This window comes from Paenibacillus sp. 1001270B_150601_E10 (assembly GCF_015558675.1).
GTDB lineage: Bacteria > Bacillota > Bacilli > Paenibacillales > Paenibacillaceae > Paenibacillus_B.
This window is the reverse complement of the sequence record NZ_JADMOL010000001.1, coordinates 843,797-866,098: the sequence shown is the minus strand read 5'-3', so window position 1 is coordinate 866,098 and position 22,302 is coordinate 843,797. Positions and strand designations below refer to the sequence as shown.

Here is a 22,302-nt window from a genome sequence, read left to right as displayed (position 1 = left end):
GATGTTATACCTCCTTGCTCTTAGAATAGAGAGTTCTGCTTATTAATCTTACGGACTGCAAGGTTCGCACCTAAGATGAGAACAAAGCACACGGCGGATTGATACACGCCTGCAGCTGAAGACATACCGATATCTCCGAGCTGAATCATGGCACGATATACGAACGTATCGATCGTATTGGTCGTCGGCATCAATGCGCCTGAGTTCATTGGAACCTGATAGAACAATCCGAAGTCAGAACGCAATATTCCACTGACAGCAAGCAGCGTTAGGGTCGTAATAACAGGCGCAATCAATGGCAGGGTAATGCGAGTCATCTGTCTCCACTTGCTGGCGCCATCAATCGTGGCAGCCTCGTAATACTCCTTGTCAATACCGATAATGGCTGCAAAGTAAATGATGGCGGAGTAGCCAACCCCTTTCCAGGCATTCACGATAATCAGCACATACGGCCAATAATCGGGGTTGCTGTACCAAGCAATCGGATCGATGTGGAACAAATCGACGAGCAATCGGTTGACTAAACCGTTTTCAACATTCAAGAAGCTGTATACGAGATAAGCGACGATAACCATTGAAATAATATGCGGAAGCAAAAACGTGCTCTGATAAAATCGAGAGATAACCTTATCCTTGATCTCATTCATGAGCAAGGCGACAAATAGTGAGAGCACCAAGTTGATACTAATAAAGGCGACATTGTACAAGACGGTATTTCTTGTTATGATGTACGCGTCCGGAGATTGGAACAGGAACTTGAAGTTATCGAAGCCTGCCCAAGGGCTCCCCCAGATCCCATCTACATAGTTATAGTTTTTGAAAGCCAGAATGATCCCGTACATCGGGATATAGTTGTTGATAAAAAGATAGATAATGCCAGGCAGCGTCATGAGCAGTAGCCACTTGTATTTGCTTAGTTTGCGCATAAAAGGACGCTGCTTCTTTTTGACGACTGTCATCGATTGGTTTGTACTCGGAATTGAAGCGGTTTCTGATGCCTTCATTACCTCACCCCTTAATCTCTCGTATGATCTACCTTTATTATAGTAGGGCGATTTTGGGGCTCACTACTAAGATCGTGACCTTCTATTAGTACGATTGTGACTTGTTACCCGAGGTTATGAGGATATTGTAAATCGTGTGCTGGTATGGAAGGGAGTGTCGTAATGCTTATCTATAATTTGGGACTGATACATCAAGGAACAAAGATACTGCTGCTTAATCGCGAGCGTTCTTCTTGGATGGGCTGCTGGAACGGGGTTGGCGGCAAGATCGAGAAAGGGGAGACGCCTGCTGAATCCATGCGTCGAGAGATGCTGGAAGAGACGGGGCTCGTCTTTAAACATATTCGCTTTGCAGGATGGATCACATGGTCATCAGTAAGGGGAGATTGGCCTGGGGGCATGTATGTCTATACAGCTGACATGCGAGAAGGAGAAGAATATCCTACGCCGATTGCAACGGAAGAGGGCATTCTGGATTGGAAGGAGCTTGAATGGATGCTGCATCCGGATAATCGAGGCATTGCAACGAATCTTCCGATCTTTTTGAAGAGCCTTACCTTGCCTGAGAGCTGTATTCATTTGCACGGCTATTTTGAAGATGACCAAATGGCGGATTCATTTGTTAGGTCGCTTGACCCAAGCCTGGAGAACGATGAAGCTCGCCGATCAGCTTATCTGGAAGGCTTCTTTCAACAATACGGGTGCTGCCGTGCGCCAAGTCTCAGCAACCTTTAATCGCTAAGAGATTGGCCAAAGCGACTTTTTCGTGAACAAGTGTCGCGGAATGTAAGGGTGTTGATGCTGCAGTTGAAAGAATTTAGGTTCTGTCGTTTCTGTTTATAAACAAAGGATGGATTAGGCAGGATTCTCGGAGGCAGAGAATCCTGTTTTTTATTCGTAAAGATAAAAGTCAAGTGTAAACGGTCATTTCTACATATGACACCTGTCACCTTAATCTCATGACAACTTCTACTTATAAGGCTGCATGCTCCCCTATACACTTAAAGTAGTAGATGCGGAGGTGTCCATTCATGAAAGAGGTTGTGCAGGTTCAGCACGTAACAAAGGCATTTAAAGATAAGGCAGCCGTTCAAGATGCTTCATTCACGATACAGCAAGGGGAAATCGTGGCTTTACTCGGGCCAAATGGTGCAGGGAAGACGACAACGATTTCCATGATCCTTGGCCTGATAAAGCCTAGTGCAGGTGAAGTCAAGCTGTTCGGCAAGTCTCCTACCGATAAAGAGGTTCGCGAGCGGATGGGCACGATGCTGCAGGAAGTAAGCGTAATGGATGGCTTAAAGGTAAGAGAACTGCTCGACTTATTCCGACATTATTATCCGAATCCTCTGTCCCTACAGGAGCTCATCGCTTTGACAGGATTAACACAAACAGAGCTCCACATCCGTGTGGAAAAGCTGTCCGGAGGCCAGAAACGGCGCTTGAACTTTGCCCTTTCCCTTGCAGGCAACCCCGATTTGCTCTTATTCGACGAGCCGACAGTCGGGATGGATATTACGTCTAGACAGCGCTTCTGGCAGACGATTCGCGCACTGTCGGAGCAGGGAAAGACGATTATGTTTACGACACATTACTTGCAAGAAGCAGACGAGATTGCGAAGCGGATCGTGCTGTTCAATCGAGGCAAAGTTGTGGCGGACGATACTCCGGCTGCCATAAAAGCGAGGATTACGAAATCCTTTGTTACCTTTAATGCGAATCAGGAATGGGTGAAGCTGTTGAATGGCTTCCCTGAGGTGATCCACATTTATGAGCAGGATGGCATCATTCGGATTGAGACTGAAGATACGGATGCTGTACTTGGGCTGTTGTTTAGAGAGAATGTCGGGGCAAGAAACATTCGCATTGAGCAAGGAAAGCTTGATGAAGTGTTCGAACGTCTTACGACAGATATGAAGGAGGTCGGTCAAGATGAAGCTCTTGTTTAAGCAATGCAAGATCGAGATGCTGCGCATTCTGCGCAACCCGTATTATGTGTTCTGGTCCTTATTTATGCCGATTCTGTTCTACTTTATCTTTACGAAGGTTGTGAATACAGGCGCCCCCGATCGAGCGGAATGGCAGGCGCACTATTTGATGTCGATGACAACCTTTAGCGTGATGGGCTCTTCCATGATGACGCTAGGCATCCGAATGGTTCAAGAGCGGGCACAAGGCTGGTCGACGCTGATGCGGATTACACCTTTGCCGGATTCGATTTATTTCGCGGGTCAGATGGTAGGGCAGACGTTTATTCATCTTTTTGCGATTATCGTCATTTTTAGTGCTGGAGCATTGATAAACGGCGTAACGCTAAGCATATTCGAATGGATCTCAAGCGGGCTTTGGATTCTCGCAGGATCGATCCCGTTTCTCGCATTAGGAACATTGGTTGGTACGATGAAAAAGGTAGAGACAGCATCTGCTGTCAGTAACGTGCTGTACATGGTTCTTGCGATATCTGGCGGACTCTGGATGCCGCTTGAAATAATGCCAAAGCTGATGCAAACCATTGGGCAGTGGCTGCCTTCCTATAACTATGGCAATGGTGCGTGGCTAATCGTTCGCGGAGAGGCTCCTGCCTTAAAAAGCGTGCTTATTCTTCTGGGCTACTTCATCTTCTTTATGCTACTATCTAAATATGTACGTAGAAAACAAGAAGCAGGTGTAAGCTAGCGTGAACGCCAATCCACGAAAAACGTTTCAACTCTTTCCAAAACGATACGGATTTTTTCCGTATCTCTTTCTTATTTATTTAGTGCTGCCTTTGCTTATGTTAAGGAATGAAACAGGCTGGAAGCAGATGATTGGTTATTCGCTTCTCGTAGTGTTCATTGTGGCTTATCGTCAGCTGTATATGACGATGGGGCGCCGCGCCTTTCATTACTGGCTTGCGCTGCAGATGGGAATTGTCTTTATCCTAAGCATTTTTTACGATCCGAACTTTTTGTATTCGGGCTTCTTTCCAGCTAACTTTATCGGCTGGTATCACGAGAAGAAGCCCTTCCGAATCGCGCTTATCGCTTTTGCGGTGCTGATGCTGGTTCCTGTGTTTTACTACGGGATTCTTGTATCGCCAGACACCTTGTTCTTTCTGCCTTTTTTGCTTATTATGCTGCTCTCGCCATTCGGTATTCGATCCATGGCGAAGAAGTCAGAGCTTGAGATGAAGCTGGATCAAGCGAATGAGAAGATCAAGGAGCTCGTGAAGCGTGAAGAGCGTACACGAATTGCAAGAGATTTGCACGATACGCTCGGTCATACGCTGTCCTTAATTACGCTGAAGAGCCAGCTTGTAAACCGCTTAATTGCGAAAGATCCGGAAAGAGCGCAGCAGGAGGCGAAGGAGATCGAACAAACCTCGCGAGCAGCATTAAAGCAGGTGCGAGAGCTGGTATCGAACATGAGGGCCAGCACAATCGAAGAAGAGCTCATCGCAGCCGAGGCGATCTTGAAGACAGCGGATGTCCATGTTGAGATTCAACAAGAGCCAGAACTTACAAATATCCCTCCGCTGATCCATAATATCGTGAGCCAATGTCTGCGTGAAGCGGTAACGAACGTCGTTAAGCATAGTCAAGCTGCGAACTGCTGGATTACAATTGCGCGGACTGCTGCTGGACTTTATTGTTCCGTTCGAGATGATGGCGTAGGATTAAACACTAGTCGAGCCGGTGGAAATGGATTAAAGGGAATCGAGGAACGCCTAGTTCTTATTGACGGTACGCTTACGCTGTCACGTGAACACGGAATTGGAACTTTATTCATCATAGAGATTCCCTTAATCGAAAAAGAAGAGAGAGAAGGTGCGTTGCTGTGATCCGGATCTTTATTGCGGAAGATCAGCGTATGCTGCTTGGAGCTTTAGGCTCGCTGCTTAATTTGGAAGACGACATGGAAGTGATTGGTCAGGCGACACAAGGGGAGGAAGCACTGTCTGCCATTGAAGAGCTTCAACCTGATGTTTGCCTGATGGATATTGAAATGCCGGTTAGAAGCGGTCTTGAGGTAGCAGAGTCGCTGCGGGAGCAACAGCATCCCGCTAAGATTATTATGCTTACAACATTCGCAAAGCCGGGCTATTTTGAGCGTGCGGCAAAGATTGGCGTGGATGGATATTTGCTAAAGGACAGCTCTATTGACGATTTAGCGGATGCGATACGAAAAGTCATGGCAGGCAAAAGAATCTTCAGTCCTGAATTGATGTTTGATATGATGAATGAGCCAAATCCGCTCACACTTCGCGAAACTGAGATTCTTCTACTCCTCGCAGAGGGCAAATCGACTTCGGAGATCACGAAGCTATTATTTTTATCCACAGGAACCGTCCGCAACTATATCTCGGAAATCATTCAGAAGCTGGATGCAAAGAGCAGGATAGATGCAATACATACGGCTCAGGAGAAGGGGTGGATTTAAAAACGATCATTGGGCAATATGCCAAAGATGATCATTAGACCATCCTATCACAGTAGGCAGCAAATGAGAGAACCGTCGCGGTGAAGACTGGTTTTCTTTTTTTATGCGCACATATAGATAGTGGATGCTGAATGAAGTCTATGTTGCTGAGCTAGGTGTGAGATCTGTGATAGGTTACACGGATCCAGCAGTGGCGGAATAGGGGGATCTTTGTTCGAAAACACTGTCCAGAGGGTTCTAGCATGATGATCTATCAGTCTCCAACAAAATATGTGCAGCAAGCAGGAATATTGTGCAATAGCTTGACGAATACAAGATCCAGCCTGGAAAGAAGGCTCTGCTTGTCGCGCATGCGACTGATCTAGAGCGTGTCCAGTCTTCATTGAACCCTGTCATGAAGCGGGGAGTCGTGGAGCTCGGTCCTAGCGGCTTCCTTGGGGAATGTAAAGACCGAGAAGTTAGTCGCCTTGCATTGCTTCAACTGCTAAAGTGAAGCAATGTGAGATGATCGTTGGTCTTGGAGGAGGCAAGGCAATGGATACAGCCAAGGCTGCTGCCAATTATGCAAAGCTCCCCGTCGTCGTCATCCCTACGATTGCCACGTCAGATGCTCCTTGCAGTGCGATATCCGTCAATGTGGTGAAGGCACTGATTGAAGCGGATCGAGTCGGATTCTTGGAAACATTTTAGGCCAATGAAACTTTACCCATAAATTCTCCGGTTTCTCTCCTGCATAAAAAAAGGTCATGAGCAAGATGGTCACTGTATATGCATAGTGAGGTGTGATTGGACAGCTGTGGGATCAACAGACAGCAGCCCCCCTTTCGATGCAGCGGCTCTTGCCATACTGAAAAAATAACCGCTTAAATTTATATGTTCTAAACACCATATGCCCACCCATATATCTTATATCGTGCCTCTCCACATTGGGCATTTCCTCCATGATTCCTGCCGATTTAATATACATTTTCTGTAAACTGCAAGCTCATTCTCTTTCTCATGATGCGGTCCACTTTAGAGGTAAACAGAAGCTTGTCTCTTACGGCACAGGCTTGTCCTATGCTTTCTCTCGCAATGGCTACTGCTGAAATCGTGGAATGAGAACAGTTGACTCATTGGTTTTCATATCAACCTTGGTCACGCTTAAGAAGATATAAGCTCCTTTAGGAGTTTATATAGATTAACTTTGTGATTGGTGGAGGTGTAAGCCGGATATGCTTCGAAGGTGAATCATAAGTGCTTCAGCAAATCGTCTTATTCGAAAAACAGGCGAAGCTTCTTAAGACTTGCTCATCGAAAAATAAACATGAGATATGGAGGTATGTAGTGTGGTATCTGTTCGTTATGATGCAAATGTGTGGATGAAAGGCTTGACGTTTGGTTTATTAACGCTTGGCATGATTCTTGTCAGCCTCTTGGTGGCTGATAAAGCTTTAGCGCATGGCTACATTGATAACCCAAGCAGCCGCGCGGACTTGTGTGCAGAAGGTGTGAACAAGAACTGCGGCTTTATTATTTATGAGCCTCAAAGCTTGGAAGCGAAGAAGGGGTTCCCGGCTGCTGGTCCTGCTGATGGCAAAATCGCCAGTGCAAACGGAATCTTCCCAGAGCTGGATCAGCAATCCGCTACCCGCTGGAGCAAAGTAAACATTACACCAGGCACTACAACTTTCCATTGGACGATTGAAGCAAACCATGCGACGACAAGCTGGAAATATTACATCACGAAGCAGAATTGGGATCCGAATGCTCCGCTTACTCGCGATTCCTTCGATCTAACGCCTTTCTGCAATGTTGACTACAAAGGCAAGCAGCCGCCTCATTCCTACACCGACACTTGTAATGTTCCAAGCCGCACAGGCTACCAAGTCATCCTTGCCGTATGGGAGATCTATGACACGGCTAATGCTTTCTATAATGTTATTGATGTTGACTTCGGCGGAGGCGGTCCTGCTGATACAACGGCACCGACAGTACCAAGCAGCCTTGCTGCATCCAATGTCACATCCACCAGTGCGACCTTGGCATGGGGGGCTTCCTCAGACAATGTTGGCGTAACCGGCTATAAAATTTATAACGGTTCAACATTGGTTGCTTCTACAAATGGCAGCACATTGGCTTATAACCTGACGGGGTTGACGCCAAATACATCCTACACGTATACCGTTCGTGCAGTGGATCAAGCTGGAAACCAATCGGCAGCAAGCAACGCCGTAACGTTCGCAACTCCAGCGCTTCCAGTCGATAATACACCGCCAACGGCTCCTTCTGGCGCTGCGTCTTCCAATGTAACGGATACAGCCGTAACGCTGACATGGGGTGCTTCGACTGATAACGTAGGCGTAACCGCTTATCGCATCTACAACGGCTCTACTCTAGTCGCCACAACCTCGAATGGCAGCACGCTATCCCATCGGGTGACAGGCTTAACGGCTAGTACATCCTACACGTTTACGATGCGTGCGGTAGACGCTGCTGGCAATGTATCTGCTGACAGCAACACGGTGAGCGTCACAACAGCAAGCGGTCCCGTTGTTTCGCCTTGGGCGCCAAACACAGCATATGTTGTCGGCCAATTAGTGTCCTACAACGGCAAGACGTATGAAGCACGCGCGGCCCATACGTCCTTAGTGGGCTGGGAGCCGCCAAATGTGCCAGCATTGTGGCTCTTGAAATAACAAGCAGCTTCCAAACCTTTAGCGTATGATTCATCTGATAGGGTAATTCAAGATTAAATATGGCCCATCACTGATGGATTGATTAAGAGTGAACAGGACAGGATAGTTCGCAGCAGGCTTCATGATCTCATGAAGCAATGCAGCAGACTATCCTGTTCTCCTGTTATGGCTGATATCGATAGGGAGATAAGTTACAACAATTTGACTGGATTACAGGGTTATAATATGAGACACTGGAAATGTTATTTTTACCAAAATCCAATTTATAAGTTTCGTTCTAGACGGAACCATCATTCAATTTTTCAATAAAATCAACCTCTAGACGCGATCGCTCATCGTTGAATGGCATCGAAAGCGGTTGCCTCATGCATATATAAGAAAATTTTACAGCTTTGAGGAAGGGGAGTATCATTTTTGTTTCGTTTACACAAAGGTTGGTTGAAGAACGCTGTGTCCATCATGATGTGCTTCATGCTAGTTCTGTCATTCGTGCCGATGAATACCGCACAGGCTGCTAAGGATGCTGTATCCTGCGGGAAAGGATGTTTGCGCTATGATGTTGTCGTTATCGGCAGCGAGATTCAAGGGATAATGCTTGCAAGAGCCGCACAGAGAGAAGGAAAAAGTGTGCTGGTGCTGGATCCTAGAACCAAGCCGGGCGGCGAGCTTATTCAAGGTCAGATGATGGTGCTGGACCAGCCTAACAATAAGAGTAAGAAGAGCTTGGTGCAAGGAGAACTGAAAAATCTGTTTGCTCAATATCAATCCGGCTCCATACGAACCGAAAAAGAGTTCAATGCTTATTATCAAAAGCTGATAAAAGGCCTTCCACTGCGAAGCGGGATTCAGATCGTGGATGTAAAGACAGGAACAGCGGCCAATCAGAAGACGGTTCAATCGTTAAGCTATTTGGCGAAGGACGGTGTTCGGTATACCGTACAAGCGAATTACTGGGTCGAGAACACCGATCATAACGCACTTGTCAGCAAGCTAGACGATAAGAAGCGGATTCCAGGCATGGAGAGCTTATATAATGGGAAGCAGCCGGATTATATGGCCGCTACCTATATGCTTAAGTTCAAGAACGTCAACTGGAATCGGCTGCATGCCGAGATTCTAAAGCTGTATCCGCTCACGAATTTGCAAAAGAAAATGGGACCGAATACATACGTAGATTGGAACTTTGGAACAGGGTTCAGCAATGTTACGAGCAAGTATAAGCCGCAGGACTCTCAGTTACTGCTGCGCGGCTTGAATATGACGTATCAAAAGGATGGCGAGGTCATCATCAATGGATTGCTGATCTTTGACGTGAATCCATCTGACCCGAACTCTGTTCAGCAGGCAGTGAGCAAAGGGAAGAAGGAGGCGCCTCATGTACTGAAGTTCCTTCAGAAGAACATTCCTGGCTTCGAGAAGGCCAAGCTTAATGGATATCCAGAATATCTCTATATCCGAGACTATAATCGCTACGAGACGAAATATGTTCTAACGGAGAACGATGTGTTGAACAGCAGCATGCACTGGGATAATGTAAGCATTGGCGGTTATCCGCTGGACTTGCAGGGAACCAAGCATATGCCGCTTGGAAACAACTATGGCAAGCCTGATCAGTACGGAATTCCGCTGAGATCCTTCCTATTGAAGTCCTATGACAATGTGATTATGGCAGGGAAGAATGTAGGAGCGACGATTAAAGCGTACGGAAGCGCAAGAATTATGCCGAATACAGGCCTTGCAGCTGAGACGATTGGCATCATCATTGGTCGTGAATCGTCTGCTAAGCGTCTGCATCAGCTGACCCAAGCGGATTTCAAACGCATCCATCGTTACCTAGCGAAGGAATATCGAATTAACCTAACTATTTAAATCGAACAAATGATCTAAGATGAAAGGCCCTCTCCTGAAGATTAAGGGAGAGGGCTTTGTACGTTATCAAATAGAAAGCGTTGTTGAATGAATACGAAAATACCGGAAGCTTTCAATTTGAGCATGTTCGCTACTACTTGAACCTTTTTATACCTTATGAGGTTGAGCCTATTTCCATATCTCATCAGCAATCTCTTTTATATAGCGAAGCTTCTCCCATTGCTGTTCCTCGGATAGAATGTTGCCTTCCTCAGTCGAAGCGAAGCCGCATTGCGGGCTTAAGCAGATATGATTAATATCAACGATATGTGCCGCTTCATGAATTCGGTTGATGATCGTTTCCTTGTCCTCCAATTCACCGTGCTTGGAGGAGAATAATCCGAGCACGACCTGTTGATCCTTGAGATGCTGAAGCGGGGTGAAGTCACCAGCACGATCCGTATCGTATTCCAAATAGTAAGCATCGATATTTGGAACCTCGAATAAAGTTTCGGCAACAGGATCATACCCGCCTGATGATGCCCATGTGGAGTGGTAGTTACCTCGGCAGACATGCGTCGTAATAATCAAGTCCTCAGGCAGGTCCTGGATGGCTTCTTGATTGACGCGGGCGTAGACTTTGCCAATCTCGTTTACATCAGCTCCATCTTGCTGGCGGATACGCCAATAGTTCGCGTCGCAGAGCATGCCCCAAGTGCAATCGTCAAGCTGAACATTGCGGCAGCCAGCTTCATAGAGTGCAAGGATGACGGAGCGATAGGCGGCTGCAATATCCTGAATAAGCGCTTCATGAACAGGATAATGTTCTCTAGTGCTTGCGATATTCTCAGGTCGTTCAAGCTCTGCCAAGAATTGAGCAGGTGCTGGTATCGCTTGGCGAGCAATGACATCCGCTCCTGCGATCTGCTTCAGGAACGTAAAATGACCAATAAAGGGATGTCGGCTATGACCGATGCGGCCGCTAAGCCGAGCCGTTTCTGCGCGAGTTTCTTCCCCTTGGAATTGATAGCCGCGTTCCACGCTTGCCTTTTCCACACCGTCGAGTCCCCACATAAAGTCAAGATGCCACCAAGAACGTCTGAACTCTCCGTCTGTTACGGCTTTAAGTCCAACTTCCTTTTGCTTTTCAACGAGCTTGATGATTTCTTGATCCTCGATACTTGTTAATTGCTCTGCCGTTATCTTGTTATTTAATAATTGTGCTCTTGCCTCTTTCAGTGCCTGTGGGCGAAGAAAGCTGCCTACGATATCATAGCGGAACGGTACAGTTGTCCGTACTTGAGCGTGTTTCGTTGTTTGTGTCATGATTCATTCTCCTTTACTTCCTTTATTCGTTAAGAGAACGATATCATGGTTGTGTTGATATAGGGTAACTCGTAAAAGTTATAGCTGGTTATAGTCAAAAACTATAACAAAGGGTAAGCAGAATGAAGCAGTCCAAGACTATTCCTCAATCGCAGCCCTTAACGCTTCAATATAGGCTTGGGCGAGCTTCGATAAGCTGACGTTGCGATGACAGATCCAGCCGACTTCAATCGTCTCGTCAATATGAAGCGGCACAGGGATGATTTCATTGCCGTTAAGATCCGCACTCAATACACCTGTAGAGATTGTGTAGCCATTCAGCCCAATCAGCAGATTGAACAGCGTTGCACGGTCATGAACACGAATGCTTTTAGGATGGGACAGGGTGCTTAAGATTTCTTCTGAAAAATGAAAGGAGTTGTACTCTCCCTGATCAAAGGACAGATAAGGATATTGCCGCAAATCCTCTATCGTCACAGCGTCCTGCGTTGCAAGCGGATTATAAATACTGATGAACACATGCGGCTTAGCTGTAAACAAAGGATGAAACTCGAGCTGGGCCTCCTTCAGCAGCTTGTTGATGACTTTGCGATTGAATTCATTTTGATACAGAATGCCAAGCTCGCTCTTCATCGTGCGGACATCCTCGATAATCTCATAGGTCTTTGTCTCACGGAGCGCAAGCTCGTATTCCTCCATTCCATGCTCCTTTACCAGATGAACAAAGGCATTAACGGCAAAGGCATAATGCTGGGTGGATACAGAAAAATGCTGAGGGGATGGCTTTGCATTCAGGTAGCGATGCTCGAGCAGTTCCGCCTGTTCAACGACCTGCTTCGCATAGCTGAGAAATTCCACCCCCTCAATGGAGAGGGAAATGCCTTTATTTGTCCGTTCAAAAATGGTAATGTTGAGCTCCTTCTCAAGCTCTTTGATCGCACTTGATAGACTAGGCTGAGAGATAAACAGCCGCTTTGCCGCTTCATTCATTGAACCGCGGTTTGCAACTTCAATGATGTATCTGAGCTGCTGCAAAGTCATACGGCAACTTCCTTTCATAATGGTCTGCAATAATTGCTGGGCTGCTTGGTGGGTATTGTAGAAATCATATCAAAGTATCCCGCACTATTGTAAGGGGTGCTGTCGTTCAAAGTAAAAGAAGCCTTAATCGGGGGGGGGGATTAAGGCTTCCTATGAGTCAAAACGAATCACGCAATTGATCGATTGGCGTTCATCGTTATGATTCTGCTAAGAATGAAATGGATGCTATGAAGACTTAGGCACTGTGTTATGCAAGCTGCAATGCACCGAATTGTACCTGATACAGCCGCTGATAGATGCCGTTTTGCTTCATCAGCTGCTCATGCGTGCCTTGCTCCACAATGCCCTGTTCAGCAACGACAATGATGCGATCGGCATCCTTAATCGTCGATAGGCGATGGGCGATGACGAGGGTCGTCCTTCCCATTGCCAGCTCTGCCAGCGAACGCTGGATCTCAAGCTCGGTCTCGGTATCGAGTGCAGAAGTGGCTTCATCCAGAATCAAGATTGGCGGATTCTTAAGAAACATTCTAGCAATCGCAAGCCGCTGCTTTTGCCCGCCGGACAGTTTAATTCCTCGTTCTCCGATTACTGTATCGAGGCCGTCTTCTAAGGACTGAATAAATGACTCCAAATGCGCTCTTCGAACAGCCGCGCGAACCTCCTCTTCAGTTGCGCCGAGCTTGCCGTAAAGGATATTTTCCCGAATCGTCCCAGAGAACAAAAACACATCCTGCTGGACAATGCCAATATGATCCCGCAGCGACTCCTGCTTCAGCTGTCGAATGTCTGTCCCATCGATCAGGATGGCCCCTGCATCCACCTCGTAGAATCTAGGCAGCAGACTGCACAGCGTTGTTTTCCCCGCACCAGACGGACCGACGAACGCAATCGTCTCTCCTTTATGAATGGTCAGGTTGACCCCATTAAGAATCGGTTCCTTGCCTTCATATTGAAAAGATACGTCGCGGTACTGAATCGCATGTTCAAGACCTGCGAAGTCCTGCGCTTTTGGTGCGTCCTGAATGTCAGGAGCCGTATCCAGCAATTCCATATAGCGCTTGAAGCCGGCAATTCCCTGCGGATAGCTCTCCACAATTGCATTGATCTTCTCGATTGGCCTGAAAAAGACGTTGGTCAGAAGCAGGAAGCCTACAAATTCACCATAGGTGAGTTCCTTGCGCAGGACAAACCAAGTACCGCACACCATAACAAATAATGTAACAAAGCGCATCATCATGTAGCTAATGGAACTGTTCTTCGCAATGAGATTGTAGGAGCGCAGCTTATTGAGACGGAAGCGCTGATTGTTAACAGCAAACTGCTCTTCTTCGTATGCTTCATTGGAGAACGCTTTGACGACACGAATGCCGCCTACATTATCTTCGATTCTTGCATTGAAGTCTCCGATATCGTAATAAAGCTGATCAACCGCTTTTGTCATTTTTCCATTAAAGTACACGACCAGCCAGATAATAGCTGGCACAATCACAAACGTAAGAACGGCAAGCTTCCAGTTGATCGTGAGCATCAGCACAAAGGAACCGCTTAGCGTCATGACCGCAATAAATAGATCCTCCGGACCGTGGTGCGCCATCTCGCCGATCATGTTCATATCATTCGTCAAGCGGCCGACGAGATGACCGGTTTTGGTATTGTCAAAAAAGCGGAAGGACAGCTTCTGAATATGCGAGAAGAGCTTGCGCCGCATATCCGTCTCAATGTTAATGCCGAGCATATGTCCCCAATAATTCACGATGTATAGAAGAACCGTATTGACTGCATACAGTGCGACTAAGCCAAGGGATGCCCAGATTATGAGATCCCACTTGCTGCCTGGCAGAAGATCATCAATAAACCAGTTGACGATTAAAGGGAAACCAAGTTCCAGCATACCTGCGATGACTGCACAGCCGAAATCGAGATAAAACAAGTTTTTATACGGTTGATAATACTGCATGAAACGACGAATCATAGCGGGTATTCCCTCCATTTTCTAACATGTTCATGTTCGATGTCTTGATTTTGGCTAGCTAAATGAAGCTATAGGCCATAAATGTATGATTATGCATGATCATCTTATCCTTTCGAATCTCTTCTGTTTTCTTAATAATGATTTTCATTCTCAATTGCTTGTGATAGTATTATTCTAGCTGTTCAGCCAAGAACCGCCAATGGAGTATTCGCAGGAAGTATAATGGATTATTTCCGCCATCCTATTGAAGGGAATAGAGGGTCCTGTCATGGTGTTAATCGATGTCAAACAATTATCAAGTCAGCTTGCCGCGAGTCAACTGCAGCTGCATGACATTCACTATAAAGTGCTGGATGGACACTGCAAGGATAAGAGTCCTCCTATCATGTCTCAATCGATTCCATTCTTTTTATTTCCTGTCCGTGGAAGCGGAGAGGTGATGATCGACCATACGATGTATTCGTTATCGACAAGTTTCATTATCCATGGAAATGGAGCGCAGCGAGTTCGCTTTCAATCAAGTCCCGAACCTGTACACTACTACCTTCTTCGCTATGAAATGCATGCATGTAGCACGAAAGGTGAGAGTAGCGAGGATCGTTTGCTGCCTCATTGTGAAATACAGGTTAGGGAGAGAGGAAGCATCGATCATCTTCTCCATCGATTGCTGCATCTTACTCGACATGCAGGAGAGCAAGAGGAACTGAAGGTAAGGGCTTTGTTCTATTCCCTGCTTGCTGAGATGATCGATTGCGCCCGTGTTATTCATCATTCTTCAGACGCTAAGCTTGTGGAGGATGCTGTTCTATACATTCATCACCATTACATGGAGCCTCTAAAGCTTCATGACATAGCTTCTCGCTATGATAAGACCGATAAGCATTTTTCTTATGTATTCCATAAAGAGCTCGGAATAAGCCCGATGAATTATTTGATTCAGCACCGTCTTAAGGAGGCTGAGCGATTGTTGCAGCAACCGTATTCAACCGTTAGAGAAGCCGCTCGCATGGTTGGGTATAGCGATCCATACTTTTTCAGCAAGTTGTATAAAAAGCATAAGGGAGTGTCGCCTAATCAAGTGAAAGGGGTATCCTCGGAGACAACTCGCTCATCTTGCATAGGACAGAAGGACCCGTACAGCTAGCATGAATGGCCAGCCATATTAATCGATTGCTCGGAGGTTCTCATGTCCCGCAATAGAATATGGAAAGATGTCCGTCCACTGTATTAAGGCATAGCATCCGTTCTTCTTGTTGATAAAAAAAGCCTCCTGCCCACGATATTGCGTGATCAGAGGCTTATGCTTAGTTATGCGTAGCATTCCGAGTTAGGCGAGAAAGAAGAAGATTCAAAGCTTCCATTGGAGAATCCTGATTAGATATGAGTTTCCCCAAATAAGCATCATCTTTGATCCGTTCTTATTTCGCCAGGAAGGGTATATGAAATAGCTCCTTTTGATTCTCCTGCTATGGTGATTTTATAAGATATAATGGAAGACTGTCGATGTTCATCAATGATTCCGTAATATGAAGTGGTGCTGTCGCCAAATATTCCGCTACCAAATACGTACATTTCTTCATTCTTAAGAGAGGGACGTGCCCCTTTTTCGTTCTCGAATTTCATTTCTTTAAAGGCTTGGAAGTGATCGACAGAGGAATTTACGTCGAGGTTCGCTTGCCAGGTGCTGACAAGAAAGTCGTCTTTAAGCTCGATCCAGGCTATGGTATCACCGTAAAGCTTATAGAAGCCTAGAGCTTTTCCTTTTGGAAAAAGGTATATCACGTCATAATTTTCATCAGTAATCGTGATGTTCAGCGGTTTGTGCATATAATGAATAGGCTGATAGAGCTTGATGATCTGTTCTCTAGCTTCTGCTAATGAACCACGGTACAGAACTTGCCTAGACTTCTCGCTTAACGGAGAGTTGATTTGAATCTCTCCTTTGGTCCATGTCACGTTGTATCCAAAGGTAGAGGAGATCAAACGAAGCGGTACATAGATTGTTTCATTCTTAAGCTTGGCTGGTGTTTCTAAAGTTATAAATTGATCGTCTGACGAGGCTCCTTGCCATCGTGCTACTTTTGCCTCAGGCTGTAAGCTTAAACGTTCTCCCCATTTCTGAATGGTGGCAGTTGACGTTTTAGAATCCCACTTCACTTCTGCTTCCAAGGCCTCGCTTACGACGCGAAGCGGGACCAGCGTTCGTCCTTCAATAGTGATAGTAGGCAGCTCGTTCGTGACGGTCCTGCCTTTCACAACTAATTTGGTAGAAGGGGCGGCCTTGGCATCAGCGATAGGAAGAGTAGAGAGCAACAGAATTGTCGTTGCAGCAATCCACATGTGACGAATCGATGTTCTCATCATAGCGCCTCCAATATTTTACTGTCCTATTCTAGTAAACGCATGGAAGCGATCAGAGGTTGCTGTATTCCTATATTCTTATCGCTCTTATTGCCCTAAACGCTTATCACGCGCAAGCCTCCACTTATGTAATGCTCTGTACCTGCCCGCCAGTCATATCGATCAGTTCCTTTTTCATTTACCTGATTCGTCCCGCTTGCGATGACAAGTAGGGGAGCATCCTGTTCTTTTATTCGAAAAATGATCGACTTCGCGATCTGAGACACCTGACAGCCAATCGTGTCTGCTGCTTCTTGGGCTGATCGGGTGCTGTCGGGCAATTCGATGACTTGATTGCGATAGCCTTGTTGAATGAGTACATCTTGGACATGCTGCGCGCTTTTTGCTAATGCCTTCATGTTGCAAGCCTCCATGTTGAGGGGGAGCATCGAAGGCACGATGCTCCATAATCCCGTGTTGTCGTTAAGTAGCAGATACCTCTTGCTTCTCCTGTTCCAGCTCGAGAAGTGCAGCGTTAATGGCGTTCAGGAAGGCATGGGCACTCGCCTTGATAATATCTGTGTCCATTGCACGACCTGCGTAAGTCTTGCCCTCATATTCCATTCGAATATTGACGCGTCCAATGGCATCCTTGCCTCTAGACAGGCTGGTAATTTTATAGTCTTTCAGCTGTACATCAAGTCCTACCATATTCTTAATAACTGAGTAAAGGGCATCAATCGGTCCATCACCGACTGCGCTGTCTTGGAAGTGGTCATCGCCTTTTTTGAGCGAAACACTTGCTGTTGGATGGACATCATTGCTGATGACTTGGAACGATACCAGCTCATACAGCTGAACAGATGTCTTCTCGACCGTACGATGGTTCGTGACCAAATAGAACACATCGTGGTCGTACACTTCCTTTTTGGAATCGGCTAAGCTGAGGAACTTCTCGAATAGTTTTTCAAAATCTTCAGTATCGCTTGTATCAAAGCCCATGCGCTCCACTGCATTCTTAAAGGCATGGCGGCCGGAGCGGGCAGTCAGAATCAGTTCCATGCTGTCGGCACCGACTTCTTCAGGCGACATAATCTCATATACCTGCTTATCCTTTAGCAGTCCATCCTGATGGATGCCTGAAGAGTGGGCGAAGGCATTTTCGCCCGTGATGGCTTTGTTCACTTGCACATCAAGCCCAGTCAAGTAAGTTACAAGCCGTGAAGAGCGTTGGAGTTCCGTCGTCTTAATGTTGGTATAGCTTTGATAGAAGGACTCACGAACCTTCAAGCCCATAACGACCTCTTCGAGGGAAGCATTTCCTGCACGCTCACCAAGACCGTTTATCGTCACCTCAACCTTGTCGGCGCCATTTTTAATGGCACTTAAAGTATTGGCAGTCGCCATGCCAAGATCATTATGGCAGTGAACGCTCAAGATAACCTGATCGTTCAGATTTTTAAGGCGCTCATTGATGCGGCGGATCATATCGCCGAATTCCTCAGGGATAGCGTAGCCAACGGTATCTGGCACGTTGATCATCGTCGCTCCTGCCTTCACGACCGCCTCAATGGTGCTCCACAAATATTCAAATTCCGAACGGGAAGCATCCTCCGTGGAGTACTGAACATGCGGAAGCAAGGTCTTTGCATATTTAACCGCGTCCACACCCATTTGCAGCACAGCATCCTTGGATCGGTTGAATTTCTTATCTACATGAATATTGGAGGTGCCAAGCACGATATGAATAAGCGGATTCTGCGCAAGCTTAATGCTTTCATATACGGCGTCAATATCATTTTTAACTGCACGAGCAAGGGCGGTAATGCCGACTTGATGGCCTACCTTTTTCGCGATCGCTTGCACGGATTCGAAATCACCTCTAGAGGAGGCAGGGAAGCCAGCCTCGATAATATCGACATTCAAGCGTCTAAGCTGCTCCGCCATTTCAAGCTTTTGCTGCATATTTAACTTGGCTCCTGGGACCTGTTCTCCATCGCGCAAGGTTGTATCCAATACGATAATTTGACGATTCATTCTAACATCCTCCTCATGTATAGGTTTGATCAATATGAAGCGAGGTTGGCTGAACCGGGTATTCAGCCAACAAAAAAACCCCGTCTCTGCATAGAGACGAGGTTGAACTCGCGGTACCACTCTAATTCATTTCCAGATAAAAGGAAACAATCTCTTTCGATGGCCATCACCATCTATCCTTATAACGGTGGAATTCCGTCTTACCCTACATTATCGGGCAGCTGTTCATAGACGAGTTCGAAGGGAATCACACTGCCGCTTCACACCAACCAACGGCTCTCTGAAAGGTCATTACACTTCTACTATTTCTAATCATCACATTGTGATATGAAATTAGTTGTTATTATATGGAACGATTTTGCGGATGTCAACCTAAATTTTCAAGTTTACTGAACCGTTACATTTCCTTTATACATATTTCCTGCCGGGCTGCGTGTATTTTGAGTCGCGGTGGCAGATGTGCTGCTGTATGCGCCAATGACATAAACAGCAGGGTCGGTTAGATACAAGGTATTGTTTGAAAATGTATTATTGATTCCCCAGCCGGGGAGAATTTCGTGGAGCTGGAAGGCATCGACAATTATGCTGTTGCCTTGCTGGTAGCCGATGTTGTGGCGGATGATCGCATCGTTGCCTTTAACGTCGATGAAGCTGTCCGCATAATTGGCTCCGCTGATGCCTTCGCCGTAGAAGGTGCAGTACTCGACCAACGTTCCGATCGAACGTTCCTTGATGTCAATATGCTCAGCAGTAATGTTAGGACCAAACACAACGCTGCGAATCGTGTTGTAATGCGTGTTTGGATCATAGCTTGCTCCGTTTGCAGAGCCGACATACACCCCTTCGCCAAAGCCAGGGCCAGTCTTGCCGGTATCATGAATATAGGAATTCTCGATTGTGCTGTAAGAGGTGCCATCACGAAAATGAACCGCTTCATAGCCAATGTTGTACACTTCTACATCCGTGATAAGCGTATGGTTGGAATGATCAAGCAGGATGCCCTTCTGAGCATTTGTGAAGATCATGTCGCGAATGATCCAGTGATCGCCTCTCACGCGAAGGCTGAAGCCAGAGCCGGTCGAGTAGCCGGAGAGGACAGCGGGGTTAGCGGGGTCTTGGCTTTGAATCGTAATGGGTGCAGTTTCGGTTCCATCAACGTCGGATGAGAAGCTGCCGGTGTAGGTCCCGGGCGCAAGCACGATGCGCTTGCCAGGGGTGACATTTTTAAGCGCGCTGGATAGACATGAACTGGTGCTGCAGGACAGAACGTCATCGCTTAAGACGGGAAGAACGTCCGCTTGCTTTTCATTCTGCGGAATCGAGCCATGTGTCGTTGGTTCATGAGGCGGTGGCTGAATGTTTGGTTCAGCTGCAACCCCGCCTGTCGCGAACAGAAGGCTGCCTGCCATAAGGCATATCATACCTGCACGGAACACATGTTTTTTGTGATTGACGATGTTGTCAATCCATAATTTCATCACGTCAATAATTCCTCCTTTTTCTCACTTGGCTTGGTCTGTGCTTTCATTTCGTGCTGATATCCTATTCATATCTGTAGAGGCGAAAGATATGCCAGACATCTGCATGCAGCATTCGTACGAAAGATTGAGCTAAACGCTTTAAATCTAGTATCTGAGAAAAGGAAGAAGTCTAAAATCTAATGGAGGCTCAGGCAAAAAGAGACCTGTGTAACGTACATGTATGAAGTTTAATAGTCTTTTAGTGATTGCATTTAATCGTCGGGATGCTCGCGGCTAACTTTTTGAAGCAGGGTGATCAGTGTATCTTTCTCTTCTTCATTCAAATGATAGGCGAGCTTCATGTTGGACTCTGCCAGTATATCCATCAATCTTGGATGAAAATCAACCGCTTTCTGCGTAGGATAGAGCAAATGAGAGCGTCGATCATTCGGGTCTGCTCTCCGTTCGATGTAGCCGGATTGCTCCAACTGCTTAATGGATCTAGCGGTTGTCGCTTTATCGAATTTTAACTGCTGCGTGAGCTGATCCTGCGTAATGCCAGGGGCCGTAAGGACAGCCTTCAAAAAGCTGTGCTGACCGCCGCTGCCGATGCCGTACGGCGCGAGCGACTTAGCCAGATGCTTTTGATTCTGTCGGTGAATGTAGGAGATCAGCTTGCCAATCGGTTCTTTCTTCAACGAAACACACCTCTATGATAAATGATGAAAATGCCGCTTATTGGGTAAGCTCCAGTATATAGTTTACCATATCTAAAAATAATGGGCTGATTCATTGTGTAGATTGTTGCGCACGCAACTAAAATGGATTACACTATTATTATAGTTTTAGTTGCGTACGCAACAACATGGAATCATTTTATATTATAGAGGGCAGGAGAGGAAAGTATGAGTGCAATTCTAGGCAGCTACCAAGAGGATGCCGAGATTCAGAAGAAACGCTGGATCATCCTCATTGTGCTGAATTTATTTACGTTTATGTCAACGCTCGATGGAAGCATTGTTAATATTGCATTGCCCGTGCTGTCGAAGGAGTTAGGACTTCCTATTGGTCAGATTCAATGGGTAACGACAGGGTACCTAATGGCAATCTGTGCATCGATTCTTATCTTCGGCCGATTAGGAGACATAGCAGGCAAGATTCGAATATTCAAGCTGGGCACAATGGTGTTTGTAATTGGCTCTTTGCTGTGCGGTTTAAGCGAATCCCTATCCTTTCTGATCTTCGCACGTGTTATTCAGGCGCTTGGCGCGTCAATGACGATGGCAAACAGTCAGGGGATCGTAACGGATATCTTTCCGCCGCAGGAACGCGGCAAGGCGTTAGGTCTTATCGGTACCTTTGTATCACTGGGGAGTATTGCTGGACCAAGCATAGGCGGTATTATTGTGTCATCACTCGGTTGGGAGTATATCTTCTGGGTCAATATTCCGATCGGCCTGATTGCGATCTTGATGGGGCAGAAGGTGCTGCCTCGCGATCTCGTCCGAGTCAAGGCGAAGGTGGATGCACAGGGAAGCACACTGTTTGCGATCTTCATCATCACATTGTTCGCTGGACTTCTGTTAGGGCAAGAGATCGGTTACAGCAACACTTGGATTATCGTATCGCTTGCGGCTGCTGCCGTTGCCTTTATGGTTTTCCTTCGGGTGGAAATGAAGCGCGCGGAGCCGCTTGTGCAGTTGTCCTTGTTTAAAAATCCACTGTTCTCCGTAAGCATTCTGTGCGGCTTCCTTGTCTTTACGGCGAACTTCTGCTTTAACATTATTGCGCCGTTCTATGCGCAGAATATGCTGAATCTTTCACCCTTCCATGCGGGGTTCCTGCTTATGCTGTTTCCGATCTGCATGGTCGTTGTTGCACCGATCAGCGGCGCCATGTCGGATAAGATCGGCTCTGAGCTCTTGACCTTTGCCGGCCTTGTCGTCATGGTTATCGCCCAGTTTGGGCTTGCTTACCTGCATGACGGAAGCTCGATTATAACCGTTGGCATCTGGATCGCGATGCTTGGCATTGGCAGCGGCTTGTTCCAATCGCCTAATAACTCCTTGATTATGGCCCAGGTTCCTAGAACGCAGCTCGGTTCAGCGGGCAGTGTGAACTCGCTTGTGCGCAATGTCGGCATGGTCGTAGGTATCACGCTGGCGACGACGATC

General features: G+C 46.6%; 19 protein-coding genes and 1 other annotated feature. Of the genes, 10 read left to right on the top strand and 9 right to left on the bottom strand.

Annotation, left to right across the window (positions count from 1 at the left end; genetic code table 11):
* Positions 1–20: 20 nt before the first annotated feature.
* The gene (locus tag I2H74_RS03980) at positions 21–1,004 is read right to left on the bottom strand and encodes an ABC transporter permease (RefSeq protein WP_195571809.1); all 984 of its coding nucleotides are present in this window, start codon (positions 1,002–1,004) and stop codon (positions 21–23) included.
* 162 nt (positions 1,005–1,166) lie between these two features.
* Between I2H74_RS03980 and I2H74_RS03975 the strand changes: the two genes are divergently transcribed.
* From I2H74_RS03975 to I2H74_RS03940, 8 genes are all read left to right on the top strand, one after another.
* Complete coding sequence (locus tag I2H74_RS03975) at positions 1,167–1,739, top strand: NUDIX hydrolase (RefSeq protein ID WP_195571808.1); 573 nt, start codon at positions 1,167–1,169, stop codon at positions 1,737–1,739.
* Positions 1,740–2,035: 296 nt separating this feature from the next.
* A complete protein-coding gene (locus I2H74_RS03970; RefSeq protein ID WP_195571806.1) occupies positions 2,036–2,953 on the top strand; it encodes an ABC transporter ATP-binding protein in 918 nt (305 codons plus the stop codon).
* Positions 2,937–3,680, top strand: a complete 744-nt coding sequence (locus I2H74_RS03965; protein ID WP_195571805.1) for an ABC transporter permease — start codon at positions 2,937–2,939, stop codon at positions 3,678–3,680. The genes I2H74_RS03970 and I2H74_RS03965 overlap by 17 nt, the downstream gene beginning before the upstream one ends.
* 1 nt (position 3,681) lies before the next feature.
* Entirely contained in the window at positions 3,682–4,824 is a 1,143-nt protein-coding gene (locus I2H74_RS03960; RefSeq protein ID WP_324253991.1) for a sensor histidine kinase, read from the top strand.
* Positions 4,821–5,423, top strand: a complete 603-nt coding sequence (locus tag I2H74_RS03955; protein WP_195571802.1) for a response regulator transcription factor — start codon at positions 4,821–4,823, stop codon at positions 5,421–5,423. The genes I2H74_RS03960 and I2H74_RS03955 overlap by 4 nt, the downstream gene beginning before the upstream one ends.
* Before the next feature lie 534 nt (positions 5,424–5,957).
* Complete coding sequence (locus I2H74_RS25240; RefSeq protein WP_420707409.1) at positions 5,958–6,113, top strand: hypothetical protein; 156 nt, start codon at positions 5,958–5,960, stop codon at positions 6,111–6,113.
* 707 nt (positions 6,114–6,820) lie between these two features.
* Entirely contained in the window at positions 6,821–8,101 is a 1,281-nt protein-coding gene (locus tag I2H74_RS03945; protein ID WP_229106399.1) for a lytic polysaccharide monooxygenase, read from the top strand.
* A gap of 414 nt (positions 8,102–8,515) precedes the next feature.
* On the top strand, positions 8,516–9,970 hold the full coding sequence (locus I2H74_RS03940; protein WP_324253990.1) for an FAD-dependent oxidoreductase: 1,455 nt from the start codon (positions 8,516–8,518) through the stop codon (positions 9,968–9,970).
* A gap of 168 nt (positions 9,971–10,138) precedes the next feature.
* Here the strand turns inward: I2H74_RS03940 and I2H74_RS03935 are convergent, their stop codons facing one another.
* From I2H74_RS03935 to I2H74_RS03925, 3 genes are all read right to left on the bottom strand, one after another.
* Positions 10,139–11,275: a 5-methyltetrahydropteroyltriglutamate--homocysteine S-methyltransferase gene (locus I2H74_RS03935; RefSeq protein ID WP_195571800.1), complete on the bottom strand. Its 1,137-nt coding sequence runs from the start codon at positions 11,273–11,275 to the stop codon at positions 10,139–10,141.
* Between the two features lie 138 nt (positions 11,276–11,413).
* Positions 11,414–12,316, bottom strand: coding sequence for a LysR family transcriptional regulator (locus I2H74_RS03930; protein WP_195571799.1), 903 nt, complete (start codon positions 12,314–12,316; stop codon positions 11,414–11,416).
* 247 nt (positions 12,317–12,563) lie between these two features.
* Positions 12,564–14,291: an ABC transporter ATP-binding protein gene (locus I2H74_RS03925; RefSeq protein WP_195571797.1), complete on the bottom strand. Its 1,728-nt coding sequence runs from the start codon at positions 14,289–14,291 to the stop codon at positions 12,564–12,566.
* 268 nt (positions 14,292–14,559) lie between these two features.
* On the opposite strand from I2H74_RS03925, the gene I2H74_RS03920 reads away from it, so the two are divergent.
* On the top strand, positions 14,560–15,435 hold the full coding sequence (locus I2H74_RS03920; protein WP_229106317.1) for a helix-turn-helix transcriptional regulator: 876 nt from the start codon (positions 14,560–14,562) through the stop codon (positions 15,433–15,435).
* 257 nt (positions 15,436–15,692) lie between these two features.
* Here I2H74_RS03920 and I2H74_RS03915 read toward each other — a convergent pair whose 3' ends face one another.
* The 5 genes from I2H74_RS03915 to I2H74_RS03895 form a co-directional block, all read right to left on the bottom strand.
* The gene (locus I2H74_RS03915; RefSeq protein WP_195571793.1) at positions 15,693–16,655 is read right to left on the bottom strand and encodes a stalk domain-containing protein; all 963 of its coding nucleotides are present in this window, start codon (positions 16,653–16,655) and stop codon (positions 15,693–15,695) included.
* A gap of 92 nt (positions 16,656–16,747) precedes the next feature.
* Complete coding sequence (locus tag I2H74_RS03910) at positions 16,748–17,050, bottom strand: YbaK/EbsC family protein (RefSeq protein WP_195571792.1); 303 nt, start codon at positions 17,048–17,050, stop codon at positions 16,748–16,750.
* Between the two features lie 64 nt (positions 17,051–17,114).
* A complete protein-coding gene (locus tag I2H74_RS03905) occupies positions 17,115–18,668 on the bottom strand; it encodes a 2-isopropylmalate synthase (RefSeq protein ID WP_195571790.1) in 1,554 nt (517 codons plus the stop codon).
* Between the two features lie 89 nt (positions 18,669–18,757).
* Positions 18,758–18,993: a binding site (T-box leader), on the bottom strand.
* A gap of 61 nt (positions 18,994–19,054) precedes the next feature.
* Complete coding sequence (locus I2H74_RS03900) at positions 19,055–20,146, bottom strand: right-handed parallel beta-helix repeat-containing protein (protein ID WP_229106397.1); 1,092 nt, start codon at positions 20,144–20,146, stop codon at positions 19,055–19,057.
* A 254-nt stretch (positions 20,147–20,400) separates the two neighbouring features.
* The gene (locus tag I2H74_RS03895) at positions 20,401–20,826 is read right to left on the bottom strand and encodes a MarR family winged helix-turn-helix transcriptional regulator (RefSeq protein ID WP_195571788.1); all 426 of its coding nucleotides are present in this window, start codon (positions 20,824–20,826) and stop codon (positions 20,401–20,403) included.
* A gap of 207 nt (positions 20,827–21,033) precedes the next feature.
* Between I2H74_RS03895 and I2H74_RS03890 the strand changes: the two genes are divergently transcribed.
* The coding region (locus I2H74_RS03890; RefSeq protein WP_229106316.1) for an MFS transporter at positions 21,034–22,302 on the top strand (1,269 nt) is incomplete at its 3' end.

What these genes read in the sequence shown, in the direction of transcription:
- I2H74_RS03900 (WP_229106397.1), bottom strand. Translation starts at nt 20,146, where the DNA reads ATGAAATTATGGATTGACAACATCGTCAATCACAAAAAACATGTGTTC.
- I2H74_RS03930 (WP_195571799.1), bottom strand. Translation starts at nt 12,316, where the DNA reads ATGACTTTGCAGCAGCTCAGATACATCATTGAAGTTGCAAACCGCGGT.
- I2H74_RS03910 (WP_195571792.1), bottom strand. Translation starts at nt 17,050, where the DNA reads ATGAAGGCATTAGCAAAAAGCGCGCAGCATGTCCAAGATGTACTCATT.
- I2H74_RS03980 (WP_195571809.1), bottom strand. Translation starts at nt 1,004, where the DNA reads ATGAAGGCATCAGAAACCGCTTCAATTCCGAGTACAAACCAATCGATG.
- I2H74_RS03975 (WP_195571808.1), top strand. Translation starts at nt 1,167, where the DNA reads ATGCTTATCTATAATTTGGGACTGATACATCAAGGAACAAAGATACTG.
- I2H74_RS03905 (WP_195571790.1), bottom strand. Translation starts at nt 18,668, where the DNA reads ATGAATCGTCAAATTATCGTATTGGATACAACCTTGCGCGATGGAGAA.
- I2H74_RS03915 (WP_195571793.1), bottom strand. Translation starts at nt 16,655, where the DNA reads ATGATGAGAACATCGATTCGTCACATGTGGATTGCTGCAACGACAATT.
- I2H74_RS25240 (WP_420707409.1), top strand. Translation starts at nt 5,958, where the DNA reads ATGGATACAGCCAAGGCTGCTGCCAATTATGCAAAGCTCCCCGTCGTC.
- I2H74_RS03935 (WP_195571800.1), bottom strand. Translation starts at nt 11,275, where the DNA reads ATGACACAAACAACGAAACACGCTCAAGTACGGACAACTGTACCGTTC.
- I2H74_RS03925 (WP_195571797.1), bottom strand. Translation starts at nt 14,291, where the DNA reads ATGATTCGTCGTTTCATGCAGTATTATCAACCGTATAAAAACTTGTTT.
- I2H74_RS03945 (WP_229106399.1), top strand. Translation starts at nt 6,821, where the DNA reads ATGATTCTTGTCAGCCTCTTGGTGGCTGATAAAGCTTTAGCGCATGGC.
- I2H74_RS03920 (WP_229106317.1), top strand. Translation starts at nt 14,560, where the DNA reads ATGGTGTTAATCGATGTCAAACAATTATCAAGTCAGCTTGCCGCGAGT.
- I2H74_RS03965 (WP_195571805.1), top strand. Translation starts at nt 2,937, where the DNA reads ATGAAGCTCTTGTTTAAGCAATGCAAGATCGAGATGCTGCGCATTCTG.
- I2H74_RS03970 (WP_195571806.1), top strand. Translation starts at nt 2,036, where the DNA reads ATGAAAGAGGTTGTGCAGGTTCAGCACGTAACAAAGGCATTTAAAGAT.